The organism is Streptomyces sp. NPDC055103 (assembly GCF_053607625.1).
The window spans coordinates 1-26209 of record NZ_JBSGTX010000058.1; the positions used below are offsets into that span (position 1 = coordinate 1).

The 26209-nt window shown below is 72.9% G+C and carries 23 protein-coding genes and 1 pseudogene; 12 read left to right on the forward strand and 12 right to left on the reverse strand.

The features are described 5' to 3' along the window. Positions 1–683: 683 nt before the first annotated feature. Both ACWFR1_RS29690 and ACWFR1_RS29695 read left to right on the forward strand, forming a co-directional pair. Positions 684–1001: pseudogene (locus tag ACWFR1_RS29690) on the forward strand (tryptophan--tRNA ligase); the annotation flags it as partial. Further along, on the forward strand, positions 968–1537 hold the full coding sequence (locus tag ACWFR1_RS29695; RefSeq protein ID WP_453556584.1) for an isochorismatase family protein: 570 nt from the start codon (positions 968–970) through the stop codon (positions 1535–1537). The pseudogene ACWFR1_RS29690 and the gene ACWFR1_RS29695, both read left to right, overlap by 34 nt. A gap of 21 nt (positions 1538–1558) precedes the next feature. Here the strand turns inward: ACWFR1_RS29695 and proC are convergent, their stop codons facing one another. The 5 genes from proC to ACWFR1_RS29720 form a co-directional block, all read right to left on the reverse strand. After that, positions 1559–2368, reverse strand: a complete 810-nt coding sequence (gene proC, locus ACWFR1_RS29700; RefSeq protein ID WP_453556586.1) for a pyrroline-5-carboxylate reductase — start codon at positions 2366–2368, stop codon at positions 1559–1561. Between the two features lie 85 nt (positions 2369–2453). After that, a complete protein-coding gene (locus ACWFR1_RS29705) occupies positions 2454–3191 on the reverse strand; it encodes an ABC transporter permease (protein WP_453556588.1) in 738 nt (245 codons plus the stop codon). Then, positions 3188–4033 carry an ABC transporter ATP-binding protein gene (locus ACWFR1_RS29710; RefSeq protein ID WP_453556590.1) on the reverse strand — a complete coding sequence of 282 codons (846 nt, stop codon included), beginning with the start codon at positions 4031–4033 and terminating at the stop codon, positions 3188–3190. Before ACWFR1_RS29710 ends, ACWFR1_RS29705 begins: the two co-directional genes overlap by 4 nt. Before the next feature lie 67 nt (positions 4034–4100). Next, positions 4101–4625, reverse strand: coding sequence for a hypothetical protein (locus ACWFR1_RS29715; RefSeq protein WP_453556593.1), 525 nt, complete (start codon positions 4623–4625; stop codon positions 4101–4103). Between the two features lie 35 nt (positions 4626–4660). Beyond that, entirely contained in the window at positions 4661–4978 is a 318-nt protein-coding gene (locus ACWFR1_RS29720; RefSeq protein ID WP_453556595.1) for an SH3 domain-containing protein, read from the reverse strand. A gap of 154 nt (positions 4979–5132) precedes the next feature. On the opposite strand from ACWFR1_RS29720, the gene ACWFR1_RS29725 reads away from it, so the two are divergent. Then, positions 5133–7298: a serine/threonine-protein kinase gene (locus ACWFR1_RS29725; RefSeq protein ID WP_453556597.1), complete on the forward strand. Its 2166-nt coding sequence runs from the start codon at positions 5133–5135 to the stop codon at positions 7296–7298. Positions 7299–7413: 115 nt separating this feature from the next. On the opposite strand, the gene ilvD is transcribed toward ACWFR1_RS29725, so the two are convergent. The 4 genes from ilvD to ACWFR1_RS29745 form a co-directional block, all read right to left on the reverse strand. Beyond that, entirely contained in the window at positions 7414–9267 is a 1854-nt protein-coding gene (ilvD, locus tag ACWFR1_RS29730) for a dihydroxy-acid dehydratase (RefSeq protein WP_453556599.1), read from the reverse strand. A gap of 128 nt (positions 9268–9395) precedes the next feature. Further along, entirely contained in the window at positions 9396–10007 is a 612-nt protein-coding gene (locus ACWFR1_RS29735; RefSeq protein ID WP_453556601.1) for a TetR/AcrR family transcriptional regulator, read from the reverse strand. Beyond that, positions 10004–10840: a sugar phosphate isomerase/epimerase family protein gene (locus ACWFR1_RS29740; protein ID WP_453556603.1), complete on the reverse strand. Its 837-nt coding sequence runs from the start codon at positions 10838–10840 to the stop codon at positions 10004–10006. Before ACWFR1_RS29740 ends, ACWFR1_RS29735 begins: the two co-directional genes overlap by 4 nt. Positions 10841–11049: 209 nt before the next feature. Next, positions 11050–11982 (reverse strand): Ppx/GppA phosphatase family protein, encoded by a 933-nt coding sequence (locus ACWFR1_RS29745; RefSeq protein WP_453556605.1) that lies wholly within the window; start codon positions 11980–11982, stop codon positions 11050–11052. Positions 11983–12023: 41 nt separating this feature from the next. Between ACWFR1_RS29745 and ACWFR1_RS29750 the strand changes: the two genes are divergently transcribed. Then, positions 12024–12908: a hypothetical protein gene (locus ACWFR1_RS29750; RefSeq protein WP_453556607.1), complete on the forward strand. Its 885-nt coding sequence runs from the start codon at positions 12024–12026 to the stop codon at positions 12906–12908. A gap of 6 nt (positions 12909–12914) precedes the next feature. Here ACWFR1_RS29750 and ACWFR1_RS29755 read toward each other — a convergent pair whose 3' ends face one another. Beyond that, positions 12915–14765, reverse strand: a complete 1851-nt coding sequence (locus ACWFR1_RS29755) for a BACON domain-containing protein (protein ID WP_453556609.1) — start codon at positions 14763–14765, stop codon at positions 12915–12917. 217 nt (positions 14766–14982) lie between these two features. On the opposite strand from ACWFR1_RS29755, the gene radA reads away from it, so the two are divergent. Together radA and disA are read left to right on the forward strand one after the other, a co-directional pair. Beyond that, positions 14983–16386, forward strand: a complete 1404-nt coding sequence (gene radA / locus ACWFR1_RS29760; RefSeq protein ID WP_453556611.1) for a DNA repair protein RadA — start codon at positions 14983–14985, stop codon at positions 16384–16386. 241 nt (positions 16387–16627) lie between these two features. Beyond that, positions 16628–17752, forward strand: a complete 1125-nt coding sequence (disA, locus tag ACWFR1_RS29765; RefSeq protein WP_453556613.1) for a DNA integrity scanning diadenylate cyclase DisA — start codon at positions 16628–16630, stop codon at positions 17750–17752. A gap of 108 nt (positions 17753–17860) precedes the next feature. On the opposite strand, the gene ACWFR1_RS29770 is transcribed toward disA, so the two are convergent. Then, positions 17861–18730, reverse strand: a complete 870-nt coding sequence (locus tag ACWFR1_RS29770; RefSeq protein ID WP_453556615.1) for a hypothetical protein — start codon at positions 18728–18730, stop codon at positions 17861–17863. A gap of 225 nt (positions 18731–18955) precedes the next feature. Here ACWFR1_RS29770 and ACWFR1_RS29775 point away from each other — a divergent pair, with 225 nt between their 5' ends. The 6 genes from ACWFR1_RS29775 to cseC all read left to right on the forward strand — a co-directional run bounded on the left by ACWFR1_RS29775 (position 18956) and on the right by cseC (position 24351). Continuing rightward, positions 18956–19663: a phosphatase PAP2 family protein gene (locus tag ACWFR1_RS29775; protein ID WP_453556617.1), complete on the forward strand. Its 708-nt coding sequence runs from the start codon at positions 18956–18958 to the stop codon at positions 19661–19663. 32 nt (positions 19664–19695) lie between these two features. Further along, positions 19696–20622 carry an A/G-specific adenine glycosylase gene (locus ACWFR1_RS29780; RefSeq protein WP_453556619.1) on the forward strand — a complete coding sequence of 309 codons (927 nt, stop codon included), beginning with the start codon at positions 19696–19698 and terminating at the stop codon, positions 20620–20622. 191 nt (positions 20623–20813) lie between these two features. Continuing rightward, positions 20814–21386, forward strand: a complete 573-nt coding sequence (locus ACWFR1_RS29785) for a SigE family RNA polymerase sigma factor (RefSeq protein WP_453556621.1) — start codon at positions 20814–20816, stop codon at positions 21384–21386. Next, positions 21374–22153 (forward strand): hypothetical protein, encoded by a 780-nt coding sequence (locus ACWFR1_RS29790; RefSeq protein WP_453556623.1) that lies wholly within the window; start codon positions 21374–21376, stop codon positions 22151–22153. Before ACWFR1_RS29785 ends, ACWFR1_RS29790 begins: the two co-directional genes overlap by 13 nt. 83 nt (positions 22154–22236) lie before the next feature. Continuing rightward, a complete protein-coding gene (gene cseB, locus ACWFR1_RS29795; protein ID WP_453556625.1) occupies positions 22237–22941 on the forward strand; it encodes a two-component system response regulator CseB in 705 nt (234 codons plus the stop codon). Positions 22942–23034: 93 nt separating this feature from the next. After that, positions 23035–24351 carry a two-component system sensor histidine kinase CseC gene (gene cseC, locus ACWFR1_RS29800; RefSeq protein ID WP_453556679.1) on the forward strand — a complete coding sequence of 439 codons (1317 nt, stop codon included), beginning with the start codon at positions 23035–23037 and terminating at the stop codon, positions 24349–24351. A gap of 230 nt (positions 24352–24581) precedes the next feature. Here the strand turns inward: cseC and ACWFR1_RS29805 are convergent, their stop codons facing one another. Continuing rightward, positions 24582–26159: an MDR family MFS transporter gene (locus ACWFR1_RS29805; RefSeq protein WP_453556627.1), complete on the reverse strand. Its 1578-nt coding sequence runs from the start codon at positions 26157–26159 to the stop codon at positions 24582–24584. Between the last annotated feature and the right edge of the window lie 50 nt (positions 26160–26209).

The window sequence follows — 26209 nt, forward strand, 5'->3', positions numbered from 1 at the left end:
ATCAACTAATCTGGCGTTGATTTTTGGCACGCTGTTGAGTTCTCAAGGAACGGACGCTTCCTTTGTACTCACCCTCTCGGGCTTTCCTCCGGGCTTTTCCTTCGTTTCCGACTCTATCAGATCTTTCCGATCCGATTTCCTCGGTGCTTTCCGGCCCCTTTCGCTTTCGCTCCGGGCCCTTCCGGCGGTTCCGACTCTATCAGACCCTTTCGGTGTCTGACTCCCAGTCAGCGGGGTTTGCCTTTCCGGCTGTTGGGCCGTTCCGACGAGTGAGACTTTAGCGAATTCCTGCCTCCGACGCTAATCGGGCGGCTTGCGCTCAGACCTTCGAACGCGGATTCCTCATTTCGCAAAAACACACGGAAAGCGAGACGGCGCGGCAAAGCGTCGTCAGCTTCTGTAGGTCTTGCGGAATGGCTGTCCGGGGCCGACCGGGGTCGGTGCTCACGTCGGACAACTCGGAGAACACTACGGTCCGGTTAATCCCGTGTCAACCCCGGTCCTCGGGCGTAGCCTCGCCGTATGACTACGCATGCGCACGCCACCCAGTGGTGGGCCGCCTGACCGGCGGCCCGCACTCGCGCATGTACCAAGCGGCCGCCGCCCTGGCGGCCGTTCGCGTTTCCCCCTCCGGGAGCCGGGCCGTCGGGCCGGCGGCCCGTAACTGAGGGAGAAGGAACGCGATGACGAGGATCTTCAGCGGGGTCAAGCCCACCGGGCATCTGACGCTGGGCAACTACCTCGGGGCCGTACGGCGGTGGGTCGAGGTCGATCAGCATCGGGCGGAGGCGCTGTTCAGCGTCGTGGACCTGCACGCGCTGACCGTGGAGCACGATCCCGGGCGGGTGCGGCGGCTCAGTCGGCAGGCGGCGACGCTGCTGCTGGCCGCGGGGCTGGATCCGGAGCGGTGCACGCTGTTCGTGCAGAGCCATGTGGACGAGCACGCCAGGCTCTCGTACCTGCTGGAGTGCACGGCCACGGACGGGGAGCTGCGGCGGATGAGTTCTGGGGGAGGCGGAACAATCCGGCCGCGGAGGAGAACATCGCGGCTCTGATCGACCTGTGGCAGGAGACCGGGCGGCCGGTCGTCTTCGTCCGGCACGACTCGGTGGAGGACTCGCGGTCGCCGCTGCGGACGGGGTACGTGGGGAACGACTTCAAGGACTTCGTCGAGGAGCGGCGGGGGAAGGGTGCCGGGCCCGAACTGCTGGTGACGAAGTCCGTGAACTCGGCCTTCTACGGGGAGCCGTCGCTGCGGGAGTGGCTGACCGGGCAGGACGTCGCGCAGATCGTGATCGTCGGGATCCAGACGAACATGTGCAACGAGACGACGGCCCGGATGGGCGGGAACCTCGGCTTCGACGTGGTGTTCCCGCTGGACGCGATGCACACCTTCGACCTGGAGGGGCCGTTCGGATGGTCGCGGAGCGCCGATGAGCTGGCGCAGGCGACGGCCGTGTCCCTGCACGGGGGCCGGTTCGCGAAGGTCGTGTCGACGGAGGAGGTCGTGAAGGGGGCGTCCGCCGGGGTGCGGTGACCCCGGCGGGGGGCCGGCTGCTCAGCTGTTGCCGGAGGCGAGTTCGCGGCTGCGGTCGCGGGCGGCTTCGAGGGCGGCGATGAGGGCGGCTCGTACGCCGTGGTTCTCCAGCTCGCGGATGGCGCTGATGGTGGTGCCGGCCGGGGAGGTGACGGCCTCGCGGAGCTTGACGGGGTGCTCGCCGCTGTCGCGGAGCATCACGGCAGCGCCGATCGCGGCCTGGACGATGAGGTCGTGGGCCTGGGCGCGGGGGAGGCCGAGGAGGATGCCGGCGTCGGTCATGGCTTCGACGAGGAAGTAGAAGTAGGCCGGGCCGGAGCCGGAGAGGGCGGTGGCCGCGTCCTGCTGGGACTCGGGGACGCGGAGGGTCTTGCCGACGCCGCCGAAGATCTCCTCGGTGTGGACGAGGTGCTCGGGGGTGGCGTGGCTGCCGCCGGAGATGACGGACATGCCTTCGTCGACGAGGACGGGGGTGTTGGGCATGACGCGGACGACGGGGGTGCCGGTGGTGAGGCGTTCCTCGATGAAGGAGGTGGGGATGCCGGCGGCGGCGCTGATGACGAGGCGGTCGGCGGCGACGTGGGGGGCGAGCTCGTCGAGGAGGCGGCCCATGTCCTGGGGCTTGACGGCCAGGATGAGGGTGTCGGCGCGCTTGGCGGCCTCGGCGTTGGTGACGGCCTCGACGCCGTAGCGGGCGTGGAGCTCCTCGGCGCGTTCCCTGCGGCGGGCGGTGACGAGGAGATTCGCGGGGCGCCAGCCGGCGCGGATCATGCCGCTGAGGAGCGCTTCACCGATCTTGCCGGTGCCGAGGACTGCGACGGTCTGGGTCATGGCTCTGTTCACCTCGCCGGAGGGGGGTACGTGTCGCCATCCTCGCACCGGCGGGGCGGGGGATGTGCCGGTGTCCGAGGGGCGGTCATGCCGTGCGGCGGCGGAGGGTGGCCGCGCCGAGTGCGAGGACGAGGACGGCGCAGCCCGCGACGACGAGGGCGTCGCGGACGAAGTCGCCGGTGGCGTCGGGGTGGCGGAGGACCTGGTTCATGCCGTCGACGGCGTACGACATGGGCAGGACGTCCGAGATCGCTTCGAGGGCGGGGGCCATCTGGTCGCGCGGGGTGAACAGGCCGCAGAGCAGGAGCTGGGGGAAGATCACGGCCGGCATGAACTGGACGGCCTGGAACTCCGAGGCGGCGAAGGCGGAGACGAAGAGGCCGAGGGCGGTGCCGAGGAGGGCGTCGAGGAGGGCGACCAGGAGGAGGAGCCAGGGGGAGCCGACGACGTCGAGGCCGAGGAACCAGACGGCGAGGCCGGTGGCGAGGGTGGACTGGACGACGGCGAGGAGGCCGAAGGCGAGGGCGTAGCCGGCGATGAGGTCGGCCTTGCCGAGGGGCATGGCGAGGAGGCGTTCGAGGGTGCCGGAGGTCCGTTCCCTGAGGGTGGCGATGGAGGTCACCAGGAACATCGTGATGAGCGGGAAGATGCCGAGGAGGGAGGCGCCGATGTTGTCGAAGGTGCCGGGGCTTCCGTCGAACACGTAGCGGAGCAGGAAGAGCATGACGCAGGGCACGAGGAGCATCAGCGCGATCGAGCGGGGGTCGTGGCGCAGCTGACGCAGGACGCGGGCGGCGGTGGCGAGGGTGCGGGCGCTGTTCATGGGCGGGGCTCCTCGTCGGCGGTCCGCGGGGGTTCGGGGTGTGCGGCTCGGGCGGCTGCCGCGTCGACGAGGTGGAGGAAGGCCTCTTCGACGGTGGCCGTGTCGTTGCGGCGGCGGAGGGCTTCGGGGGTGTCCTCGGCGAGGATCTCGCCCTCGCGCATGAGGAGGAGTCGGTGGCAGCGCTCCGCCTCGTCCATGACGTGGGAGGAGACGAAGAACGTCGTGCCGCGGTCGGCGGCGATCTGATGGAAGAGGTTCCACAGGTCCCGGCGGAGGACGGGGTCGAGGCCGACGGTGGGTTCGTCGAGGACGAGGAGTTCGGGGGTGCCGAGGAGGGCGACGGCGAGGGAGACGCGGCTGCGCTGGCCGCCGGAGAGCCGGCCGGCGAGGGCGTCGGCGTGCGAGGTGAGGTCGACGTCGGTGATGGCCCGGTCGACGGCGGTGCGGCGGTCGTGGCGGAGGGCGCGGCCGGGGAAGAGGACGGCAGCGAAGTAGTCGAGGTTCTGGCGGACGGTGAGGTCGCCGTAGACCGAGGGGTCCTGGGTGACGTAGCCGATGCGGGAGCGGAGGGCGGGGTCGCCGGCGGGGCGGCCGAGGACCTGGAGGGTGCCGCCGACCTTGGCCTGGGTGCCGACGATCGCGCGCATGAGGGTGGTCTTGCCGCAGCCGGAGGGGCCGAGCAGGCCGGTGATACGGCCTGACGGGACGGTGAAGTCGAGGCCGCGGAGGACGGTGCGCTCGCCGCGGACGGCGGTGAGGGCGTGGGCGGTGACGGCGGCGTCGTCGTCGGCTGTCCGGGCCGGGTCCGTCGAGCCTGTCGCGCCCGTCGGGGAATTCATCATGTGATGAATAGTGCTCCTGGGGGTGCCGACCGTCAAGCATCCGGAGGGGTACTGGACGGGGCCGGTGTTACTTGCGCTTGGGCTTCTTGCGGGCGGCCGGGTTGCCCGTGCGGGCGCCGCGGCGCTTCTCGTACTGGGCGCGGGACGTCTCGTACTCCGTGCGGCGCAGCTTCTCGCCGGGCGCTTCGGTGAAGCAGCGGAGGAAGTAGGCGAGGAGCGAGCCGATGAAGCCGATCGCCTTCAGGCTGCGCAGTGACTCCTCGCGGCCGGGGTCGGCGGGCCGCCGGGTGAAGCCCTCCCAGGTCTTGCGGAAGGCGATGGCGCTGCAGACCGCGAACATGACGACGACCAGCAGGTTGACGAAGCCGCCGATGTCCGCGATCTCCAGGCCCTGGTAGGCGAAGCGCAGCACGAAGCAGGCCGCGACGGCGGCGGCCAGCGAGCCGGCGGCCACGCCGACGCGGCGCAGCGCGTAGTTGCCGCCGTGGTCGACCCAGGTCGTCCCGAAGAAACGGATCTCCTCGGGCTGCGGGCCGCCTGCCGTCGCGCTGGGGTTCTGCTCCGTGCCGGGGCTCTGCTCGTCGTCGCTCACGAGGTCGATTATCCCCGGAGCGGCGGAGGGGGGCCTCAGGCGCAGCGCGGTGCGACGTAGCCGTCGCTGCCCGTCCTCACGTAGGCGTCGGAGACGTACTCCCCCGGGGCTATGTTGTCCCAGAGGTTGGTGGTGCCGTAGGGGCCGGTGATCCATTCGCCGGGCTTCTGGCAGTGGATCGGGACCGTCGAGCCGGCGGCCAGTGACCGGACGATCGGGTACTGGGTGCTCGGTCCCGAGCGCACGTTGACCCGGTAGCCCGGGGCGATCGCGTACCGGTTGACCGTGCTCGTCGTCGTCACGGCCGCCGTCGCCGTCACGGCTTCGGTGGCCTGCTTGTCGTCGGTTCCCATGGTGCTCTCCCCCTTGGCGCAAAAGCGCTCCGCCGAGTTTCACTCTCTGCGACGCGCAGGCTAGCAAGCCCCACCGACATCGTGGGCACCATGGACTAGGCTCCGTCGGGTCGCGCACGCGCGCGAGGTGACGGGCAATCACACGGGGGTGGGTATGCCACCGTTGCGCAGTACGGGCGCCGAGCGGGATGCGGAGGGGCCCGAGTACGCGGGCGACTACCGCCTTCAGGCGTGTCTGGGGGCCGGCGGCATGGGGGTCGTCCACCTCGCCGCCTCGGCCTCCGGCCTCCGGCTCGCGGTCAAGGTCGTGCACGCTCGGTATGCGGAGGACCCTGAGTTCAGGGCCCGTTTCCGCCAGGAGGTCGCGGCCGCGCGGCGGGTGAGCGGGGCCTTCACGGCGCCCGTCGTCGACGCCGACCCCGATGCCGTACGCCCCTGGATGGCCACGCTCTACGTGCCCGGGCCGACCCTCGCCGACCAGGTGAAGCGGAACGGCCCCCTGTCCCCCGCCGAACTGCGCCGGCTCACCGCCGGGCTCGCGGAGGCGCTGCGGGACATCCACCGGGCCGGGGTCGTCCACCGGGACCTCAAGCCCAGCAACGTCCTGCTCACCGACACCGGCCCGAAGGTCATCGACTTCGGCATCTCCCGGCCCGTCGACAGCGACCTGCACACCGAGACGGGCAAGCTCATCGGCTCGCCGCCCTTCATGGCGCCCGAGCAGTTCCAGCGGCCGAGGGAGGTCGGGCCCGCCGCGGACGTGTTCGCACTGGGCTCCGTGCTGGTGCACGCGGCGACCGGGCACGGGCCGTTCGACTCCGACAGCCCGTACATCGTGGCCTACCAGGTCGTCCACGACGAGCCGGATCTGTCGGGCGTGCCGGAGGAGCTGGCGCCGCTCGTCGCGCGCTGCCTCTCCAAGGAGCCCACCGAGCGGCCGACCCCCGCCGAGATCATGTCGGGGCTGCTGCCGCCCTCGTACGAGGCTGAGGCGTTCATACCGGCTCAGCGCAGGCGCCCCACCCTCCCGGAGACCGAGCCCGGCTCCACCCCGGCCTGGGACGCGGACACACGCGTCCGGGCGACCACCGTGCCCCCCGCCCGCCGCCGGCGCCCGCGGATCCGGCCGCGGCTGACCGCCGCCCTCATCGCCGTCCTCGCGCTCACCGGCGCCGGCCTCTACGGAGCACTGAGCACCCCGGCGGACCCCGGGCCCGAGGTCCCCGCCCGTCCGGACGAGGTGGCCACGGCCTTCGCGGGCTGGCGGACGCCGCTCCAGGAGCGGGGCCCGACGGCCGCCCCCGCCTGCGCGCACGGCGGCGGCGCGCTCTACTGCGTGGCCCGGGGCGTCGGCATCGCCCGGCTCGACCCCGTCACCGGGCAGGTCCTCTGGTCGCGGACCACACCCATCGACTCGGAGACCCCGACCTCCCCCGTCCTCCTGGCCGAAGGCCTCGTCGGCGCCGCCGCTCCCACGGAACCGCTGCGGGCGTACGCGGCCGGGACCGGCGCCCCGGGCTGGAGCGTCGCAGCGACCGGCGGCGCCCCCGAGCTGTACCGCACGGCCGGTGACGCCGTCGTCCTGTCCGACGGCCGCGGCGGGTTCCGGGCCCTCGACAGCCGGAGCGGGAAAGAGCTCTGGCGGCATGGCCTGACCGGTTTCACGGCCCCCCGGCTCGGTACGTACGACGCTCCGTCCGGGCTGCTGTCCGTCGCCGAGCCCTCGGCCGACGGGTCGAGCACCCGGATCGGCACGGTCCGTCCCCGGACCGGCGAGGTGGTCTGGCAGCGGAGTCTGGACGGCAACCTCTCCCCGCTGGGCCGCACCGGCGACGGCGCGCTCGTCCTCGCCGACCACTACCAGGACCCGCTGATCGACGGCCTCGTCCTGATGGGCCCCGACGGCTCGGCGGACTCCGTGCGGCGGCTGGCCCTGCCCCACCGGATCGACGTCAGGGGCGTCGCCGTGCGCGGCGCGGTCGTCCACGTCCTCGACGCGAACGGGCACCTCACCGCCTTCGACACCGCCGCGGAGAAGGGACGGGTGCTGTGGGAGCTGGAGACGGGCGCCGGAAACGTCTCCGTACCGGTCCTCGGCGGCGACGACCGGCTGTACTTCTCCGTCCAGGACGGACGGCTGCTCGCCGTCAACACCCAGCGCGGGGCGCTGATCGGCCAGACCCGGCCGCGGCTGCGGAACGGGCGGCTCGGTTACGCGCCCATGGTCCCCGAGCCGCTGGTCGCCGGGGACCGGGTGTTCGGGACGGCGCCCGACGGCTCCGTCTTCGCGGTGGACGCGCGGGAGCCGGAGTCCTGGTGAGGCCCTGACACGTACACGTACCTCATACACGTACGACGGCGGGGAGCAGGCGCTGTGCCCGCTCCCCGCCGTCGTATGTCGCGTGTGCGTCCTTCTGTGCGGTCGCCCGCCGGGCTCAGCCCAGCTTCGACACGTCCCGGACCGCGCCCTTGTCGGCGCTCGTCGCCATCGCCGCGTACGCCTTCAGCGCCGCCGACACCTTGCGCTCACGGTTCTTCGGCGCGTACACGCCGTTCAGCGCCTCGCGACGGGCCGCCAGGGTGGCCTCGTCGACGAGGAGCTCGATCGAGCGGTTCGGGATGTCGATACGGATCCGGTCGCCGTCCTCGACGAGGGCGATCGTGCCGCCCGAGGCCGCCTCCGGCGAGGCGTGGCCGATGGACAGGCCCGACGTACCGCCGGAGAAGCGGCCGTCCGTCACCAGCGCGCAGGTCTTGCCCAGGCCCCGGCCCTTGAGGAAGGAGGTCGGGTAGAGCATCTCCTGCATACCGGGGCCGCCGCGCGGGCCCTCGTAACGGATGACGACCACGTCGCCGTCGGTGACCTGCTTGTTCAGGATCTTCTCGACGGCCTCGTCCTGCGACTCGCAGACGACGGCCGGGCCCTCGAAGGTCCAGATCGACTCGTCGACACCGGCCGTCTTCACGACACAGCCGTCGACGGCGAGGTTGCCGCGCAGGACCGCGAGGCCGCCGTCCTTCGAGTACGCGTGGGCCGCGTCGCGGATGCAGCCGCCGGAGGCGTCCACGTCCAGCGCCTCCCAGCGCTCGGACTGCGAGAAGGCGGTCGCGGAGCGGACGCAGCCGGGGGCCGCGTGGAACAGCTCGACGGCCTCGGCCGACGGGGAGCCGCCGCGCACGTCCCAGGCGTCCAGCCACTCCTTGATGGAGCGGGAGTGGACGGAGTGGACGTCCTCGTTGAGGAGGCCCGCGCGGTAGAGCTCGCCGAGGATGGCCGGGATGCCGCCGGCCCGGTGCACGTCCTCCATGTAGTACGTGCGGTCCTTGGCGACGTTCGGCGCGACCTTGGCCAGGCAGGGCACCCGCCGCGAGACCTCGTCCATGTCCGAGAGGCCGTAGTCGAGCTCGGCCTCCTGGGCGGCGGCGAGCAGGTGCAGGATCGTGTTGGTCGAGCCGCCCATGGCGATGTCGAGCGCCATGGCGTTCTCGAAGGCCGCGCGGGTCGCGACCGCGCGCGGCAGGACGGAGGCGTCGTCCTCGTCGTAGTACCGGCGGGTGATGTCGACGACCGTGCGCGCCGCGTCCTCGTACAGCGCCTTGCGGCCGGTGTGCGTGGCGAGCAGCGAGCCGTTGCCGGGGAGGGAGAGGCCGATCGCCTCGGTCAGGCAGTTCATCGAGTTGGCGGTGAACATGCCGGAACACGACCCGCAGGTCGGACAGGCGTTCTCCTCGATCCGGAGCATGTCCTCGTCCGAGATCTTCGGGTTCACGGCGTCGGACATCGCGTCGACCAGGTCGAGCGTGCGGACCGTGCCGTCGACGAGGACCGCGCGGCCGGACTCCATCGGACCGCCGGAGACGAAGACCGTCGGGATGTTGAGGCGCAGCGCGGCCATCAGCATGCCGGGGGTGATCTTGTCGCAGTTGGAGATGCAGATCAGGGCGTCGGCGCAGTGCGCCTCGACCATGTACTCCACGCTGTCCGCGATCAGGTCGCGGGACGGCAGGCTGTAGAGCATGCCTCCGTGGCCCATCGCGATGCCGTCGTCGACCGCGATCGTGTTGAACTCGCGGGCGATGCCGCCGGCGGCCGTGATGGCCTCGGAGACGATCCGGCCGACCGGCTGGAGGTGGGTGTGGCCGGGGACGAACTCCGTGAAGGAGTTGGCGACCGCGATGATCGGCTTACGGCCGATGTCCGCGCCCGGTACACCGGAGGCGCGCATAAGGGCGCGTGCGCCCGCCATGTTGCGGCCGTGGGTGACTGTGCGGGACCTCAGCTCGGGCATCGTCGCTCGCTCCTCGTGATGGGTGTGCTTGCCTTCGAGCGTACGCCGACGCTCCAAGATCTGGACAGGGTGTCCGTATGGCGGACTCGGTGTTCAGCTTTCGGTCGGGTGCCGCTCCCCCGACGTTGTCAGCTCTCGGTCAGGTACCGCTGGAGTGTCGGGGCCACCTGGGCCACGATCTCCTCCGGGTCGGCCGAGGCCAGCGGCTCGACCTCGATCACGTACCGCAGGATCACGATCCCGATCATGTGGGACGCCGCCAGCTCCGCCCGGAAGCGCGGGTCCGGTACGTCGAGTTCCGCCGCGATCCGTTCCAGGAGCCGCCGGAGCACGAAGGTCCTCAGCACCTTCGCCGCCGCCTCGTGGGTCAGCGCGGAGCGGACGATCGCGAGGAGCGGGGCGCGGCTGACCGGGTTCTCCCAGACGCCGATGAAGAAGCGCGCGAGCCGTTCGCCGATGGCCTCGCGCGGGCCTCCGAGGATCGCCGGGACGACGAGCGCCGGTTCGAAGGAGACCTCGATCGCGGCGGCGAAGACCTCGTCCTTCGTACCGAAGTAGTGGTGCACGAGGGCCGGGTCCACGCCGGCGGCCTTGGCGATGCCGCGGACCGAGGCCTTGTCGTAGCCGCGCTCGGCGAACTGCGTACGGGCCGACTCCAGGATGCGTTCACGCGCGCCCGGTCCGCTGTCCTCTTCGGTACGGGACGGGCGGCCGCGCCGGCGCGGGGCCGGTTCGGTCATGGGCGCGGGACCCGGGTGGGGCGGCCCGCGGCGGACGCGAGGTGGAGCCGGGTGAAGGCGAGGGCCTCCGCGAGGTCGGCCTCGCGTTCGGCGGCTGACATCGCGCGGCGGGTGTTGACCTCGATGACGACGTGGCCGTCGAAGCCGGTGAGCGCGAGGCGCTCCAGGAGTTCGGCGCAGGGCTGCGTGCCGCGCCCCGGGACCAGGTGCTCGTCCTTGGCGGAGCCCTTGCCGTCGGCGAGGTGGACGTGGCCGAGGCGGTCGCCCATGCGGTCGATCATCGCGAGGGCGTCGGTGCGGGCGGTCGCGGTGTGCGAGAGGTCGACGGTGAAGTGCCGGTAGTCGTCCTTCGTGACGTCCCACTCGGGGGCGTACGCGAGCATCTCGCGGTCCTTGTACCGCCACGGGTACATGTTCTCGACGGCGAACCGGACGTCGGTCTCGTCCGCCATCCGCCAGATGCCGGTGACGAAGTCCTTGGCGTACTGGCGCTGCCAGCGGAACGGCGGGTGCACGACGACCGTCGACGCGCCGAGCTTCTCGGCGGCCGCCCGCGCGCGCTGGAGCTTGACCCACGGGTCGGTGGACCAGACGCGCTGGGTGATGAGGAGGCAGGGGGCGTGGACGGCCAGGATCGGGACCTGGTGGTAGTCGGAGAGGCGGCGCAGCGCCTCGATGTCCTGGCTGACCGGGTCGGTCCACACCATGACCTCGACGCCGTCGTAGCCGAGGCGCGCGGCGATCTCGAAGGCCGTCGCCGTCGACTCCGGATAGACCGAGGCCGTCGACAGGGCGACCTTCGCATCCGGGATGCGCACCACTGGTTCTGCCACCCCGACAGGGTACGGGGCGGGCCGGGGGGCCGGGAGGTGCTTCCGGTCACGCTGGTCGCGCCGGTCCTGGCCACGGCCCCCGCCGCGTCCCACGCGCGCGGGGCTGGGTCCCGGGCACGCGCGCGTGGGGCTCGGTCCCGGGCACGCGCGCGTGGGGCCGGTGTCCCGGGCACGCGCGCGCGTGCGGCGGGGCTGCCGCCGTTCGGCCGCTACTCCTCCGGCAGGTGGTCCAGGCGGCGCAGGATCACGCCCTCGCGCAGTGCCCACGGGCAGATCTCCAGCTCCTCCACGCCGAGCAGGTCCATCGCGCCCTCCGCGACGAGCGCGCCCGCGAGGAGCTGCGGGGCGCGGCCCTCCGAGACGCCCGGCAGGGCCGCACGCTCGGGGACCGTCATCGCGGCGAGGCGCGGGACCCACTCCTCCAGGGACTTGCGGGACAGGACGCGCTGGACGTAGAGGCCGTCCCCCGAGCCGGGCGCGCCGGCGATCCGGGCGAGCTGCTTGAAGGTCTTGGAGGTGGCCACGACGTGGTCGGGGCGGCCGAAGCGGCGGAACTCCCCGACCGTGCGGGCGATCTGCGCGCGGACGTGCCGGCGCAGCGCCTTCACGGCGTCGGCGTCGGCCCGGTCGCCGGGCAGCCAGCCCGAGGTGAGCCGGCCCGCGCCGAGCGGCAGGGAGACCGCCGTGTCCGGGTCCTCGTCGATGCCGTACGCGACTTCGAGGGAGCCGCCGCCGATGTCGAGGAGCAACAGCTTGCCCGCGGACCAGCCGAACCAGCGGCGGGCGGCGAGGAAGGTGAGCCGGGCCTCCTCCTCGCCGGTGAGGACCTGGAGGTCGACGCCGGTCTCGTCCTTGACCCGGGCCAGGACGGCGTCGGCGTTGCTGGCCTCGCGCACCGCGGAGGTCGCGAAGGGCAGCACCTCCTCGCAGCCCTTGTCCTCGGCCGCCAGGAGCGCGTCACGGACGGTCGCGATGAGCCGCTCGACTCCGTCGGGCGCGATCGCGCCCCGCTCGTCGAGCAGCTCGGCGAGCCGCAGCTCCGCCTTGTGGGAGTGCGCGGGCAGCGGGCGGGCACCGGGGTGTGCGTCCACCACCAGCAGGTGCACTGTGTTCGAACCGACGTCGAGGACTCCGAGTCTCATGGGCGGAACGCTACTGCTCCCGCCCGCATACGCTTGTGGTTGTGCCAAAGACGAAGCAGGCGAAGCCGGGCAAGGACAGCAGCGGCGAGACGGGTGTGAAGGCCGCCAAGGCGGACAAGGCCGCGAAGAGCGGCAAGAAGCGGGGCAAGGGCATGGAGCCGGACGAGAAGGGGCTGGATTTCGCGCGGGCGTGGGTCGAGTTTCCCGATCCGGCCGACGCCGAGCAGGTGTTCCGCTGCGACCTGACCTGGCTGACCTCGCGCTGGACGTGTGTCTTCGGCAGCGGCTGCCAGGGCATCCAGGCGGGCCGGGCCGACGACGGCTGCTGCACGCTGGGCGCGCACTTCTCCGATGACGACGACGAGAAGCGGGTCGCGTCGCACGTGGCCCGGCTCACGCCGGAGCTGTGGCAGTTCCACGACGTCGGTACGGACTCGGGCTGGGTGCAGCTCGACGAGGACGGCGACCGGCAGACCCGCCGCTGGGAGGGGTCCTGCATCTTCCAGAACCGTCCCGGTTTCGCGGGCGGCGCGGGCTGCTCGCTGCACATCCTGGCCCTCAAGGAGGGCAAGGAGCCGCTGGAGACCAAGCCGGACGTGTGCTGGCAGCTGCCGGTGCGCCGGACGTACGACTGGATCGAGCGGCCCGACGACACCAAGGTCCTCCAGGTGTCGATCGGCGAGTACGACCGCCGGGGCTGGGGTCCGGGCGGCCATGACCTGCACTGGTGGTGCACCTCGGCCACCTCGGCGCACGGGGCGGGCGAGCCCGTCTACGTCACGTACCGGCCGGAGCTGACGGAGATGATGGGCAAGGAGGCGTACGAGGTCCTGGTCGGACTGTGCGAGGCCCGGCTGGCCTCGCGGCTGCCGCTCGTCGCCCCGCACCCGGCCGACCCCGTCGGTCCGGCGGGCCCGGCCTCGTAACGGGTCTCAGGAGCCGGACGGCGGCGGGTCGTCCGTCGCCGGCGGGGGCGTGCCGGGGGCCGTCGTGCCCGGGTCGGTCGTCGGCGGGGGCGTGGTCGGATCCGTGGTCGGCGGGGGTGTCGTCGGGTCCGTCGTCGTCGGAGGCGTGGTCGGGTCCGTCGTCGGCGGAGGTGTCGTCGGATCCGTCGTCGGCGGTGATGTCGGCGGTGTCGTCGGCGTGCCCGGGTCCGTCGTGCCCGGGTCGGTCGTCGGCGGAGGTGTGGTCGGGTCCGTCGTGGGCGGGCTCGTCGGGGGTGTGGTCGGGTCGGTCGTCGTCGGTGGCGGGGTGCCCGGGCCGCTGGTCTGCGGCGGTGCGGTCCGCTCCTGACCGTCGATCCTGACGACCGCGCCCGAGGGGTTCACGCCCACGCGGGCGCTCCACGCGCCCGCGGGCGCGCGCCCGTGGTCGACGCGTACGACGATCGTGACCGTCTCGCCGGGGCGGAGCATGCCGGAGGCCCGGCTCACGTACAGCCAGGGGGCGTCCGTCCACAGCGACCAGGCGACGGGCGAGCCGCCGTCGGCGGTGAGCGTGAGCAGCGTCAGGTCGCCGGAGCAGCGCGCGCCGACCGTGAGCCGACCGGCGGCGGGATCGCCGGGCCGGGAGGGACCCGTGGGGCCGCCGGGGCTGACGACCTCGACCGAGACGTCCGGGGCGCGGCTGCCGCGGGTGAAGCGGGGTTCGGGGGTGGTGCGGGCGTTGCCCGCGTTCTCGTAGCGGTCGTACGGGCGGCCGTCGCCGTCCACCGGTTCGTCCGCCTCGCGCGCGCTGATCCTGGGCCCGTCCTTGACGCCCTCGTCGGCTACCGGGGTGCCGCGGTACGAGGTCCACAGGGCGAGGACCGGGGCGGCCACGACGGCCGCGACGACGGTGGTCGTCACCGCGCGGGCCCGCAGCCGGTCGCGGCGGGCCGTGTGGTCCTTCGGGTCCAGGGGGAAGCCGGTCGGGGCGAAGCGCGGGGCACCGGCACGCGCGCGGGGGACGTGCAGCATCGCCAGGTACGCGGCGGCCCTCGGCGCCTCGACGAGCGGCAGCCGGTCCGGCGGGAGGGGCGCGGCGCCGGGCCAGGCGCCCGCGGCGCCCACGCGCTCGGCGACCCGGCGGCAGCGGGGGCAGTCGTCGACGTGCCGGACGAGCTCGGCGCGCAGGGCGGCGGAGAGGAGCACCTGGTGATCGCCGGTGAGCCGGGCGACGGTGGGGCAGCCGCCGGTCTCGACGACGGCGAGGGCGGCGCGGGTCCGCTCGACCTCGCAGGCCGCCGTGGCGAGGAGCTCGCGGGCGGCGAGCGGGTCGAGGGAGAGCACGGCGGCGACCTGGCGGTGGCTCAGGCCGTGCCGGACGGCGAGCTCCAGGGCCTCCCGCTGCTCCGGGCTGGTGCCGGCGGCCTCGGGCCAGGCGAGCCGGGCCAGTTCGGCGCGGCGGCGCTCGGCGGTCTCCTCGGAGACCGGGGGCGGCTCGGGCGCGGTGACGGCGGGGCGGCCGGTGTGGGCGCCCTGGCGCTTGCGGCGCTGCTCGCCGAGGCTGCGCAGGCAGGCCCACCGGGCGAGCGCGTACAGCCAGGCCGTACGGCCCTCCTCGTCGGAGGGGCAGCGGCCGTGGTGGCGCTCGGCGACGGCGAGGACGTCACCGAGGACGGCGGTGGCCGTGTCGTGCTCGCAGAGCACGGAGAGGCAGTACGTGTAGAGGCCGTCGAGGGCGGCCTCGTAGCGGGCGGGGGGCCGGCGGCCGAGCGTGCGCGGTCCCTGTTCCGCGGCGCCGCGGTGCGCCCGGTGTGCGCCGGTGGTGCGTGTGGGGGAATCCAGCCTGCTGCTCGTCACGGGGCGACCGTAGGCAGGGAGGGGGGCACTCTTCGTACCGGTTGAACACTTCTCATTCTTACGGGTGAAGCTATCGCTCGAAAGGGGACAGGAACCTCACATTCCGTCACTCGATCGAGGTCGGGCGCGGGCCTGCGCCTCGCTCTGGGTGGGCGAAGGCTCCTGCCGGTGCCTCGCCGTCGGCCCGCTGTCAGTGGGGGCCGCTACGGTGTGGACCATGGCTGCCCGTACGAAAACCGCCAAGGACAGGCCGTCCTACCGCTGCACCGAGTGCGGATGGCAGACGGCCAAGTGGCTCGGCCGCTGCCCCGAGTGCCAGGCCTGGGGGACGGTCGAGGAGTACGGCGCGCCCGCTGTCCGGACGACCGCGGCCGGCCGGGTCTCCACCGCCGCCGTCCCCATCGGCCAGGTCGACGGCCGGCAGGCGACCGCGCGCTCGACCGGCGTCGACGAGCTCGACCGGGTCCTCGGCGGGGGCCTGGTGCCCGGCGCCGTCGTGCTGCTCGCGGGCGAGCCCGGCGTCGGCAAGTCCACGCTCCTGCTCGACGTGGCGGCCAAGGCGGCCAGCGACGAGCACCGCACGCTCTACGTCACGGGCGAGGAGTCCGCGAGCCAGGTCCGGCTCCGCGCCGACCGGATCAACGCGCTCAGCGACCACCTCTACCTGGCGGCCGAGACCGATCTGTCGGCCGTCCTCGGGCACCTCGACGCCGTGAAGCCCTCGCTGCTGATCATGGACTCGGTGCAGACGGTCGCCTCCCCCGAGATCGACGGCGCGCCCGGCGGCATGGCGCAGGTCCGCGAGGTCGCCGGAGCCCTCATCCGGGTCTCCAAGGAGCGGGGCATGTCCACGCTCCTCGTCGGCCACGTCACCAAGGACGGCGCCATCGCCGGGCCCCGGCTCCTGGAGCACCTGGTCGACGTCGTCCTGAGCTTCGAGGGCGACCGGCACGCGCGCCTGCGCCTGGTCCGGGGTGTGAAGAACCGCTACGGGGCGACCGACGAGGTCGGCTGCTTCGAGCTGCACGACGAGGGCATCACGGGCCTGGCCGACCCGTCCGGGCTCTTCCTGACCCGGCGTGACGTGGCCGTGCCGGGCACCTGTCTGACGGTCACCCTGGAAGGCCGCCGGCCGCTCGTCGCGGAGGTCCAGTCGCTGACCGTGGACTCCCAGATCCCCTCCCCGCGGCGGACCGTCTCCGGTCTGGAGACCTCCCGGGTCTCCATGATGCTGGCGGTCCTGGAGCAGCGCGGCCGGATCAGCGCGCTGGGCAAGCGGGACATCTACAGCGCGACCGTGGGCGGCGTGAAGCTCTCCGAGCCGGCCGCCGACCTGGCCATCGCCCTCGCCCTCGCCTCCGCGGCGAGCGACACCCCGCTGCCGAAGAACCTGGTCGCGATCGGTGAGGTCGGGCTCGCGGGCGAGGTCCGCCGGGTGACGGGCGTCCAGCGCCGGCTGGCCGAGGCGCACCGGCTGGGCTTCACCCACGCGCTGGTCCCGCCCGACCCGGGCAAGGTGCCGACGGGCATGAAGGTCACGGAGGTCGCGGACATGGGAGACGCCCTGCGGGTCCTGCCGCGCAGCCGCCGCGCGCCGAGCCCGAAGAACGCAGAGGGGTAGCCGGGCGGTCGCCGAGGGGTGCCCGGGCGGTCGACGAGGGGCAGCCGAGGGCAGCGCCCGGGGAGTGCCGGGCGGGCGCCGGGGGATAGACGAAGGGCCCTGAGGGGTAGGCGAGGGGGCACGACCGGGTGCCTCCGGCCGCTTCCGCCGCACCCTTGACCGGCGCGAGGCGGAGGGCGGCGGGGTGGTGTCGCTAGACTTTGCCCTGGTCTCGCCCATCCGTACGAGCCGGAGGAGTGCAGTGGCAGCGAAGGACGGGGCAGCAGCTCCCGGGAAGTCCGGCGCGGGCTCCGGCAACGAAGCACTGATGCGTGCCGCTCTCAGCGCGGTCGCCCCGGGCACCGCGCTGCGCGACGGCCTGGAGCGGATCCTCCGGGGAAACACCGGCGGTCTCATCGTGCTCGGCCTGGACAAGACGGTCGACTCGATGTGCACCGGCGGCTTCGTGCTGGACGTCGAGTTCGCCGCGACGCGCCTGCGCGAGCTGTGCAAGCTCGACGGCGCGCTCGTCCTCGACAAGGACATCACCAAGATCCACCGCGCCGGTGTGCAGCTGGTCCCGGACGCCTCCATCCCCACCGAGGAGACCGGTACCCGCCACCGCACCGCGGACCGGGTCTCCAAGCAGTGCAACTACCCGGTCGTCTCCGTCTCCCAGTCGATGCGGCTCATCGCGCTGTACGTGAACGGTGAGCGCCGGGTCCTGGAGGAGTCGGCCGCGATCCTCTCCCGCGCCAACCAGGCGCTCGCGACGCTGGAGCGGTACAAGCTCCGGCTCGACGAGGTGGCCGGCACGCTCTCCGCGCTGGAGATCGAGGACCTGGTCACCGTCCGGGACGTCACCGCCGTCGCCCAGCGCCTGGAGATGGTGCGCCGGATCGCCACCGAGATCGCCGAGTACGTGGTCGAGCTCGGCACCGACGGACGGCTCCTGTCGCTCCAGCTCGACGAGCTGATCGCGGGCGTGGAGCCGGAGCGTGAGCTGGTGGTCCGGGACTACGTGCCCGAGCCCACGGCCAAGCGTTCGCGGACGGTCGCCGAGGCGCTCACCGAGCTGGACGCGCTCACCCACACCGAGCTGCTCGAACTTCCCGTCGTGGCGAGGGCACTGGGCTACAGCGGCTCGCCCGAGACCCTCGACTCGGCCGTCTCGCCGCGCGGCTACCGGCTCCTCGCGAAGGTGCCGCGACTGCCGGGCGCGATCATCGAGCGGCTCGTCGAGCACTTCGGCGGGCTGCAGAAGCTCCTCGCGGCGAGCGTCGACGACCTGCAGACCGTCGACGGCGTCGGCGAGGCCCGCGCCCGCAGCGTGCGCGAGGGCCTCTCGCGACTGGCGGAGTCCTCGATCCTGGAGCGCTACGTCTGATCCGGCAAGAGGACTGGGCCGGGGGCGGGGTCCTGGATCGGGCTGAGGTCGGAGGCCGGGCGTCGGGTTGTTCGCTCGGTCCTTGGCCAGGGCGCCGGGTTGTTTCGCTCAGTCCTTGGCCAGGGTGAACGAGGCCGGGGGCACCTTCGCGCCCGCCATCGTCGCCTCCACCAGGTAGGTCCCCGGACCGGCCTGGCCCGCCGGGGCGGTGGCGCACCGCGGCGCGCTGCGCCCGCGGTCCCACTCGACGGTGTGGGTGACCGTCGCCCCCGCGGGGACGCTCAGCAGGAGCGGGTCGCCGGGGCGCGGGCAGTCGTCGGAGGCCCAGACCGCGTCGGCCTGCTTGTCACTGATCGTCAGCACCGCGCTGCGCGGCCCGAAGTCGGCCTTGCAGGCGGTCTTCGAGGTGTTCTTGGCGACCAGGTGGAAGCGGGGCTTCTCGCCCGCCTCGTAGGAGAGCTTGGTGCTGCGCAACGTCAACTGCAGTGCTCCGGACGGGCAGTTCGGGAGCGGAGAATCGGCCGGAACCTGCTGTCCCGCTCCGGTGCCCGCGCCGCCGTCGCCGCCGGCGCCGTCGGTGTCGCCGTTCTTCCCGGTGCCGCCGGCGCCCGAGCCCGTATTGGCGTCGGCGCCCGTACCGGAGCTCGTACCGGAACCGGAACCGGAGCCTGCGCCCGTACCGGAGCCGCCATCGCCGCCTCCGCCGCCCGGCGTCTCGTCGGAGTCGTCCGACTCGTCGCGGCCGCCGGGGCGTTGGGTGATCGCCGGGCCCGTGCCGGCGGGGCCCGGAGTGATCGAAGGGGGCGTGGGCGACGAGCCGTTGGCCGCGTCGTTCGTCTTCTTCCCGTCGCCGTCACCCGAGGTGACGGCCCATAGGGCGAGCACAGCGAGAACCGCCACCAGGCACAGCGCGACCGCCCTCCGTCGCCAGTAGATGGTGGAGGGAAGCGGCCCGACCGGATTGCGCAAAGATCCCACGACCCGAACCTTACGAGAGATCCGGCCCAACTCCCGCCCCACCCGCCGCCCGAGGCGTCAAGTTTTGCCGATGATCACATCCTTCGGTGCCGGGAACTTTTCCCGAACAGGGCCGTAGCGGCGGGGATTCGCCGGGTTCCGGCGGGGCCCCCGACTTTCGTCGGGGGTCGCTCTGGCCGTTGGCCCGGGGCGGAGAGCTCCGGATTCCGGTTAGCGTCGTCCCCCATGGACTCCCTCCTCGACCTCTCCGATCGGCTCTACCTCGACGTCGCCGACTTCGCCCACTCCACCCCGCACTGGTTCCAGTGGCTCGCGGAGGTGTGGACCGAGGCGGGACTGCTGCTCTTCGGCGTGCTGTTCCTCGCCGGCTGGTGGCGCTCCCGTACGGGATCGAGCGGGATGATGGCGCTCGCGCTGCTCGCCCCGCTCGCCACCGCCTTCGGTTACGTGGTGAGCGAGGCGCTGAAGTCGCTGGTCGACGAGGAGCGGCCGTGCCGGGCGGTCCTCGGAGCGCCCACCGCGCTCGTGCAGTGCCCGCCGTACGGCGACTGGTCCTTCCCGAGCAACCACTCGGCCATCGCGGGCGCCGCCGCCGTCGCGCTCGCCCTGTCCTGGCGCGGGATGGTCTGGCTGACCGCGCCGATGGCGCTGCTCATGGCGTTCTCCCGGGTCTTCGTGGGCGTGCACTACCCGCACGACGTGACCGTCGGCCTGCTGCTCGGCGCCCTGGTCGCCTTCCTCGTCATGCGGGCGGCTGAGCGGCCCGTGCGGGCGCTCGTGGAGACGGCCAGGTCGAGCCGGAGCTCGGCCGTCGTGTGGTGCGCGGGGCGCGGGCCCCGGGCGCACGCCGTCGCGCACGCCTCGGCGTACGCTCCTACGCACGCCTCCCCGCGCGCCGACCGGCCCGAACGCTCGCGCCACGGCGCGCGGTGATCCCACCGCGGACGTGCCAGGATCGGGGTGCCATGACTTCCATCGACACTCCCCCCGGTCCCGAGGCCCCCGTAGCTCCTTCTCTTCCCCCGGAGCTGCACGGGCCCGTCCTCGCGTGGTTCGACCGGCACGCCCGTGACCTGCCCTGGCGCCACCCCGAGGCCGGCGCCTGGGGGGTGATGGTCAGCGAGTTCATGCTCCAGCAGACCCCGGTCGTCCGGGTCCTGCCGGTGTACGAGCAGTGGCTCGCGCGCTGGCCGCGCCCCGCCGACCTGGCCGCGGAGGCCCCCGGCGAGGCGGTGCGCGCCTGGGGCAGGCTCGGCTATCCCCGCCGGGCCCTGCGGCTGCACGCGGCGGCCACGGCCATAACGGAACGGCACCGCGGCGACGTCCCCCGCGACCACGGGCAGCTGCTCTCGCTGCCCGGCATCGGCGAGTACACGGCGGCGGCGGTGGCCTCCTTCGCGTACGGGCAGCGGCACGCGGTCCTGGACACCAATGTGCGCCGGGTCTTCGCGCGGGCCGCGACCGGCGTCCAGTACCCGCCGAACGCGACCACGGCCGCCGAGCGCCGCCTCGCCAGGGCGCTGCTCCCGGAGGACGAGGCGACGGCCTCGCGCTGGGCCGCGGCCTCGATGGAGCTGGGCGCGCTGGTGTGCACGGCGCGGAACGAGGACTGCGGGCGCTGCCCGATCGCCGAGCGCTGCGCGTGGCAGCTGGCGGGGAAGCCGGCGCACGACGGGCCGCCGCGGCGCGGCCAGACGTACGCGGGCACGGACCGGCAGGTGCGGGGCCGGCTCCTCGCCGTGCTGCGCGAGTCGACGGACCCGGTCGGGCAGGCCGCCCTGGACGCGGTCTGGGACGAGCCGATGCAGCGGGGCCGGGCCCTGGACGGCCTGGTCGCGGACGGTCTCGTCGAACCGCTGGAGGGCGGGCTCTACCGGCTGCCGCTCTCCTGAGGGAGGCGCTCTCCCGGGCAGGCGCTCTCCCGGGGCCGCCTCCGCGAAACCACCTCCGTGCCCTCTGTTACACAACCGATGGGTAGCCGTGCGTCCACCGACGGCTGCCCCGCACAGCCCCGTGACAACTCCTCCGTAGCGTCGTCCACGACACGAGGAAATGGCAGGTCACGGGGATGGAGGCGGTTCGGATGAGGCACGGAGAGGTGCTCGACTTCGAGGAGTACGTACGCACGCGGCAGGACGCGCTGCTGCGCAGTGCCCGTCGTCTCGTACCCGACCCTGTCGACGCCCAGGACCTCCTCCAGACCGCGCTGGCCCGGACGTACGGCCGCTGGGACGGCATCGCCGACAAGTCCCTCGCCGACGCCTACCTGCGCCGCGTCATGATCAACACCCGTACGGAGTGGTGGCGCTCCCGCAAGCTCGAAGAGGTCCCCACCGAGCAGCTGCCCGACGCGAGCGTCGACGACCCGACCGAGCAGCACGCCGACCGGGCCCTCCTCATGGACATCCTGAAGGTGCTCGCACCGAAGCAGCGCAGCGTCGTCGTCCTCCGCCACTGGGAGCAGATGAGCACGGAGGAGACGGCGGCGGCGCTCGGGATGTCGACGGGTACGGTGAAGTCGACGCTCCACCGCGCGCTGGCCCGGCTCCGCCAGGAGCTGGAGAGCCGCGACCTCGACGCCCGCGCCCTGGGACGGACGGGGGAGCGGACGGACGTACGAGGTGACGAAGGGGGGCGGGGGCGGTGCGCGGCCTAGACGCCGAAGCCGACGACGGCAGAGTGCACGACGACGGCAGAAAGCACGGCGGCGACGAAGACGGCAGGAGTGGCGGCGACGACCGGTACGGCACCGGGCGGCGCCGCCCTCGCCGTACCGTCAAGGCGGCGAGTGTCACGGCGGTGGCCGGGCTCGTCGCCGTCGGGCTGTCCATGGCCGCCTGCTCCACGGGCGGTACGGGCTCCCGCGACGAGGGCGCGGCGCGCGTCGACGAGACCGCTGCGGCGGCACCCAGCCCCTCCTCCCCCGCCGCCACCAGCGGTCCGCAGTCCGCCGAGCGGGTGGATCCGATCGCGCTGCTGAAGGCCGACCCGAAGATCGGCGAGCGGCTCAAGGACGATCTGAAGCCGTGCGTCGCGGACGCCTACCCGGTGGACGCGTCCTACGGCAATCTCACGGGCAGCGCCGCCCCCGATGTCGTCGTGAACGTGATGACCTGCGGTGATGCCGTCGGTATCGGTACGTACGTCTACCGGAAGCAGAGCGACCGGTACGAGAACGTGTTCATGGCGGAGGACGCGGCGGTCTACGCCACGATCGACCGGGGCGACCTGATCGTCACCAAGCAGGTGTACGCGAAGGGCGACCCCGTCGCGTATCCCTCGGGCGAGGACGTGATCACGTACCGCTGGTCGGGGAACAGGTTCACCCAGCACGACTGGGTGCACAACGACTACAGCCGTGCCGTCGGGGAGGACGGCGAGGCCGTCGTGGAGCCTGCCACGAGCCAACCAGCCCAGAGCTGAGTCCCCACCGCACGAGCAGCACCGCGCACCACCCGAGCAGCACCGCAGCACCGCAGCAGCACAGACCCCGAAGGGCACGCACGATGGCCGAAACCCATGTCCTGTTCGTCGAGGACGACGACGTCATCCGTGAGGCCACCCAGCTCGCCCTGGAGCGGGACGGCTTCCGGGTCACGGCGATGCCCGACGGGCTCTCCGGCCTGGACGCCTTCCGGGCGCGGCGACCGGACATCGCGCTCCTCGACGTGATGCTGCCGGGCATGGACGGCGTCAGCCTCTGCCGCCGCATCCGCGACGAGTCGACCGTGCCGGTGATCATGCTCTCGGCGCGCGCCGACTCGATCGACGTCGTCCTCGGCCTGGAGGCCGGGGCCGACGACTACGTCACGAAGCCCTTCGACGGCTCCGTCCTCATGGCCCGCATCCGGGCCGTCCTGCGGCGCTTCGGGCACGCGGGCGGCCCCGGCGCCGGAGAGCGCGGGGACGGGGCGGCGGACGGCGGCGGGCTGCTCGCCTTCGGCGACCTGGAGGTCGACACCGAGGGCATGGAGGTCCGCAAGGACGGGACGCCGGTGGCGCTGACCCCGACCGAGATGCGGCTGCTCCTGGAGTTCTCGTCCGCCCCGGGCACCGTCCTGTCCCGGGACAAGCTCCTTGAGCGGGTCTGGGACTACGGCTGGGGCGGCGACACCCGGGTTGTGGACGTCCATGTGCAGCGGCTGCGCGCCAAGATCGGCCAGGACCGGATCGAGACGGTCCGGGGCTTCGGCTACAAGCTCAAGGGCTAGCGGACGGTGTCCTTCCGCCCCGTGAGCCCGCGCCTCCGCCGCCCCGTGAGCCCGCGTTCCCTCCGCTCCGTGAAGCCGCGCCTCCGCCGGCCCGTGAAGCCGCTCGCCCTCCGTACCGGGGTCCGCTGGAAGATCGCCGTCGCCATCGCGGCGGTCGGCGCGCTCATCGCGGTCACCCTGAGCGTGGTCGTGCACAACGCCGCCCGCATCTCGATGCTCGACAACGCGCGCGAGGTGCAGATGGAGCGGCTGCTCTTCGCCCAGCGGATGTACGAGACGTCCAAGCCGAAGGATCCCCGCTTCGGCACGAAGATCAACGACCCGGCGCTGCCGCCTCAGCTCGACCAGCTGATGCGCGACCGGCGGCGCGGCACGTTCGTGCAGGAGCACCGGCACGGCGGGCCACCGGACGTGTGGGCCGCCGTACCGCTCGCCAACGGCGACGTGCTGTCGCTGCACATCCCCTTCGCCGACCGCAGCGCGGCGATCATGACCGATCTGGACCGGGCGCTCGTCATCGGCTCGGTCTCGGTGGTGTTCGGCGGCTGTGCCCTCGGCGTGCTCATCGGCGGCCAGCTCTCGCGGCGGCTGCGGAAGGCCGCCGCCGCGGCCGGGCGGGTCGCCCAGGGCAACACGGACGTCCGCGTACGGGACGCGATCGGCGGGGTCGTCCGGGACGAGACCGACGAGCTGGCCCGGGCGATCGACGCCCTGACGGACGCGCTGAACGAGCGGATCGAGGCCGAGCGCCGGGTCACCGCGGACATCGCGCACGAGCTGCGCACCCCCGTGACGGGGCTGCTCACGGCGGCCGAGCTGCTGCCGCCGGGGCGTCCGACCGAGCTCGTACGGGACCGGGCGCAGGCGATGCGGACGCTGGTCGAGGACGTCCTGGAGGTGGCCCGGCTCGACAGCGCGTCGGAGCGGGCCGAGCTCCAGGAGATCGCGCTCGGCGAGTTCGTGGAGCGGCGGGTGCGGAGCCTCGATCCCGAGGTGGTCGTCCGGGTCGTCCACGAGTCCTGGGTGAGCACCGATCCGCGCCGCCTGGAGCGCATCCTGGGCAATCTGCTCGCCAACGCCGCCAAGCACGGCAAGCCGCCGGTGGAGGTCACCGTCGAGGGCCGGGTCGTGCGGGTCCGCGACCACGGTCCGGGCTTCCCCGAGGCGCTCCTCAAGGAGGGCCCGAGCCGGTTCCGTACGGGGACGAGCGACCGCGCGGGCCAGGGCCACGGCCTGGGGCTGACGATCGCGGCGGGCCAGGCGCGGGTGCTGGGCGCCCGGCTGACCTTCCGGAACGTGGCCTCGGCGACGGCCCCCGAGGGGGTCGGCGGCGCGATCGCGGTGCTGTGGCTGCCGGACCACGCGCCGACGGCGACGGGCAGTTTCCCGATGCTGCGGCTGCCGGACTGACCCGTCCTGGCGGAGCGCGTACGGCGGTGGGGCCGGCCCCTTTTCCGGGACCGGCCCCACCGCCGTACACAAGCGTCCGAGCGTCGGACCGTCTCGCCGTACGAGCGCCCGGCCGTCAGGCCCTCTCGGCCGTACGAGCGCCCGGGCGTCAGGCCCTCTCGGCCGTACGAGCGCCCGGGCGTCAGGCCCTCTCGGCCGCACGAGCGCCCGGGCGTCCGACCGTCACATCGTCAGACCGTCTCGGCGACCTTCGGTGCGTCGTCACCCTCGGGCGCCTTCGGCTCCGCCGGTCCCGCACCGCGCAGCGCCACCTCCTTGACGAAGAAGGCGAGGACGAAGCCGAGGACGGAGACCGAAGCGGCGACCAGGAAGGCGGAGTGGGTGCCTGCGGAGACCGCGTACTGGTAGGCCTCGCGCAGCGCCTCCGGCAGCTTGGCCAGGCTCGCCGCGTCGAGCTGGGCGGTCCGCTCCGTCAGCCCGGACCCGCCGCGCGCCGCCATCTCGTCCTGGACGCGGCTCGTGAAGAGCGCGCCCATGATCGCGACGCCGAAGGAGGAGCCGAGCGTCCGGAAGAGGGTGGTGGAGGACGAGGCGACGCCCATGTCCTTCATCTCGACGCTGTTCTGCGCGACGAGCATGGTGATCTGCATGAGGAAGCCCATGCCGGCGCCGAGGACGGCCATGTAGACACCGGAGGTCAGCCGCGAGGTGCCGGTGTCCATCGTGGCGAGCAGGAAGAGGCCGGCCGTCATGAGGACGCCGCCGACGATCGGGAAGATCTTGTACTTGCCGGTGCTGGTGGTGAACCGGCCGACGAGGAGCGAGACGATCATCATGGCCAGCAGCATCGGCAGGAGCAGGAGGCCGGAGTTGGTCGCCGACGCGCCCTGGACGGACTGCTGGAAGATCGGCAGGTAGAGGACCGCGCCGAACATCACGAAGCCGGTGATGAAGCCGATCAGGGACATCAGGGTGAAGTTGCGGCTGCGGAAGATGTGCAGCGGCACGATCGGGTCCTCGGCCCTGGTCTCCACCCACAGGAAGGCCGCGAGGGAGGCGAGTCCGGCGACCGTGAGGCCGACGATCGTGGCCGAGCCCCAGGCGTACTCCGTACCGCCCCAGGTGGTGACGAGGACGATCGCGGTGATGCCGACGGTCAGCAGCGCGGCGCCGAGGAAGTCGATCCGGGTGCCCGTGGCGCGCTGCTTCTTCGGCAGGTGCAGGACGGTGGTGACCATGGCGAGGGCGACGGCGCCGAGCGGCAGGTTGATGTAGAAGGACCAACGCCAGCCCCAGTGGTCGGTGATGGTGCCGCCGACGAGCGGTCCGCCGATCATGGCGAGGGCCATGACGCCGGCCATCATGCCCTGGTACTTGCCGCGCTCGCGGGGCGGGATCAGGTCGCCGATGATGGCCATGACGCCGACCATGAGGCCGCCGGCGCCGAGGCCCTGGATCGTGCGGAAGCCGATGAGCTGGCCCATGTCCTGGGCCATGCCGCTGAGCGCCGAGCCGATCAGGAAGATCACGATCGAGGTGAGGAAGACGCCCTTGCGGCCGAACATGTCGCCGACCTTGCCCCAGAGGGGCGTGGAGGCGGCGGTGGCCAGGGTGTAGGCGGTGACGACCCAGGAGAGGTGCTCCAGGCCGCCGAGCTCGCCGACGATCGTCGGCATCGCGGTGCCGATGATCATGTTGTCCAGCATCGCGAGCAGCATCGCGATCATCAGGGCGAGGAGGACGACGCGGACGCTGCGCGCCGGCGGTGCCTTCTCCTCGACTGCTCGCACTGTCCCGTCGGTCGCCATCGCCATCCCCTTACTTGCCGCCCGGCTAGTTACTATGATGGGGACGGTAG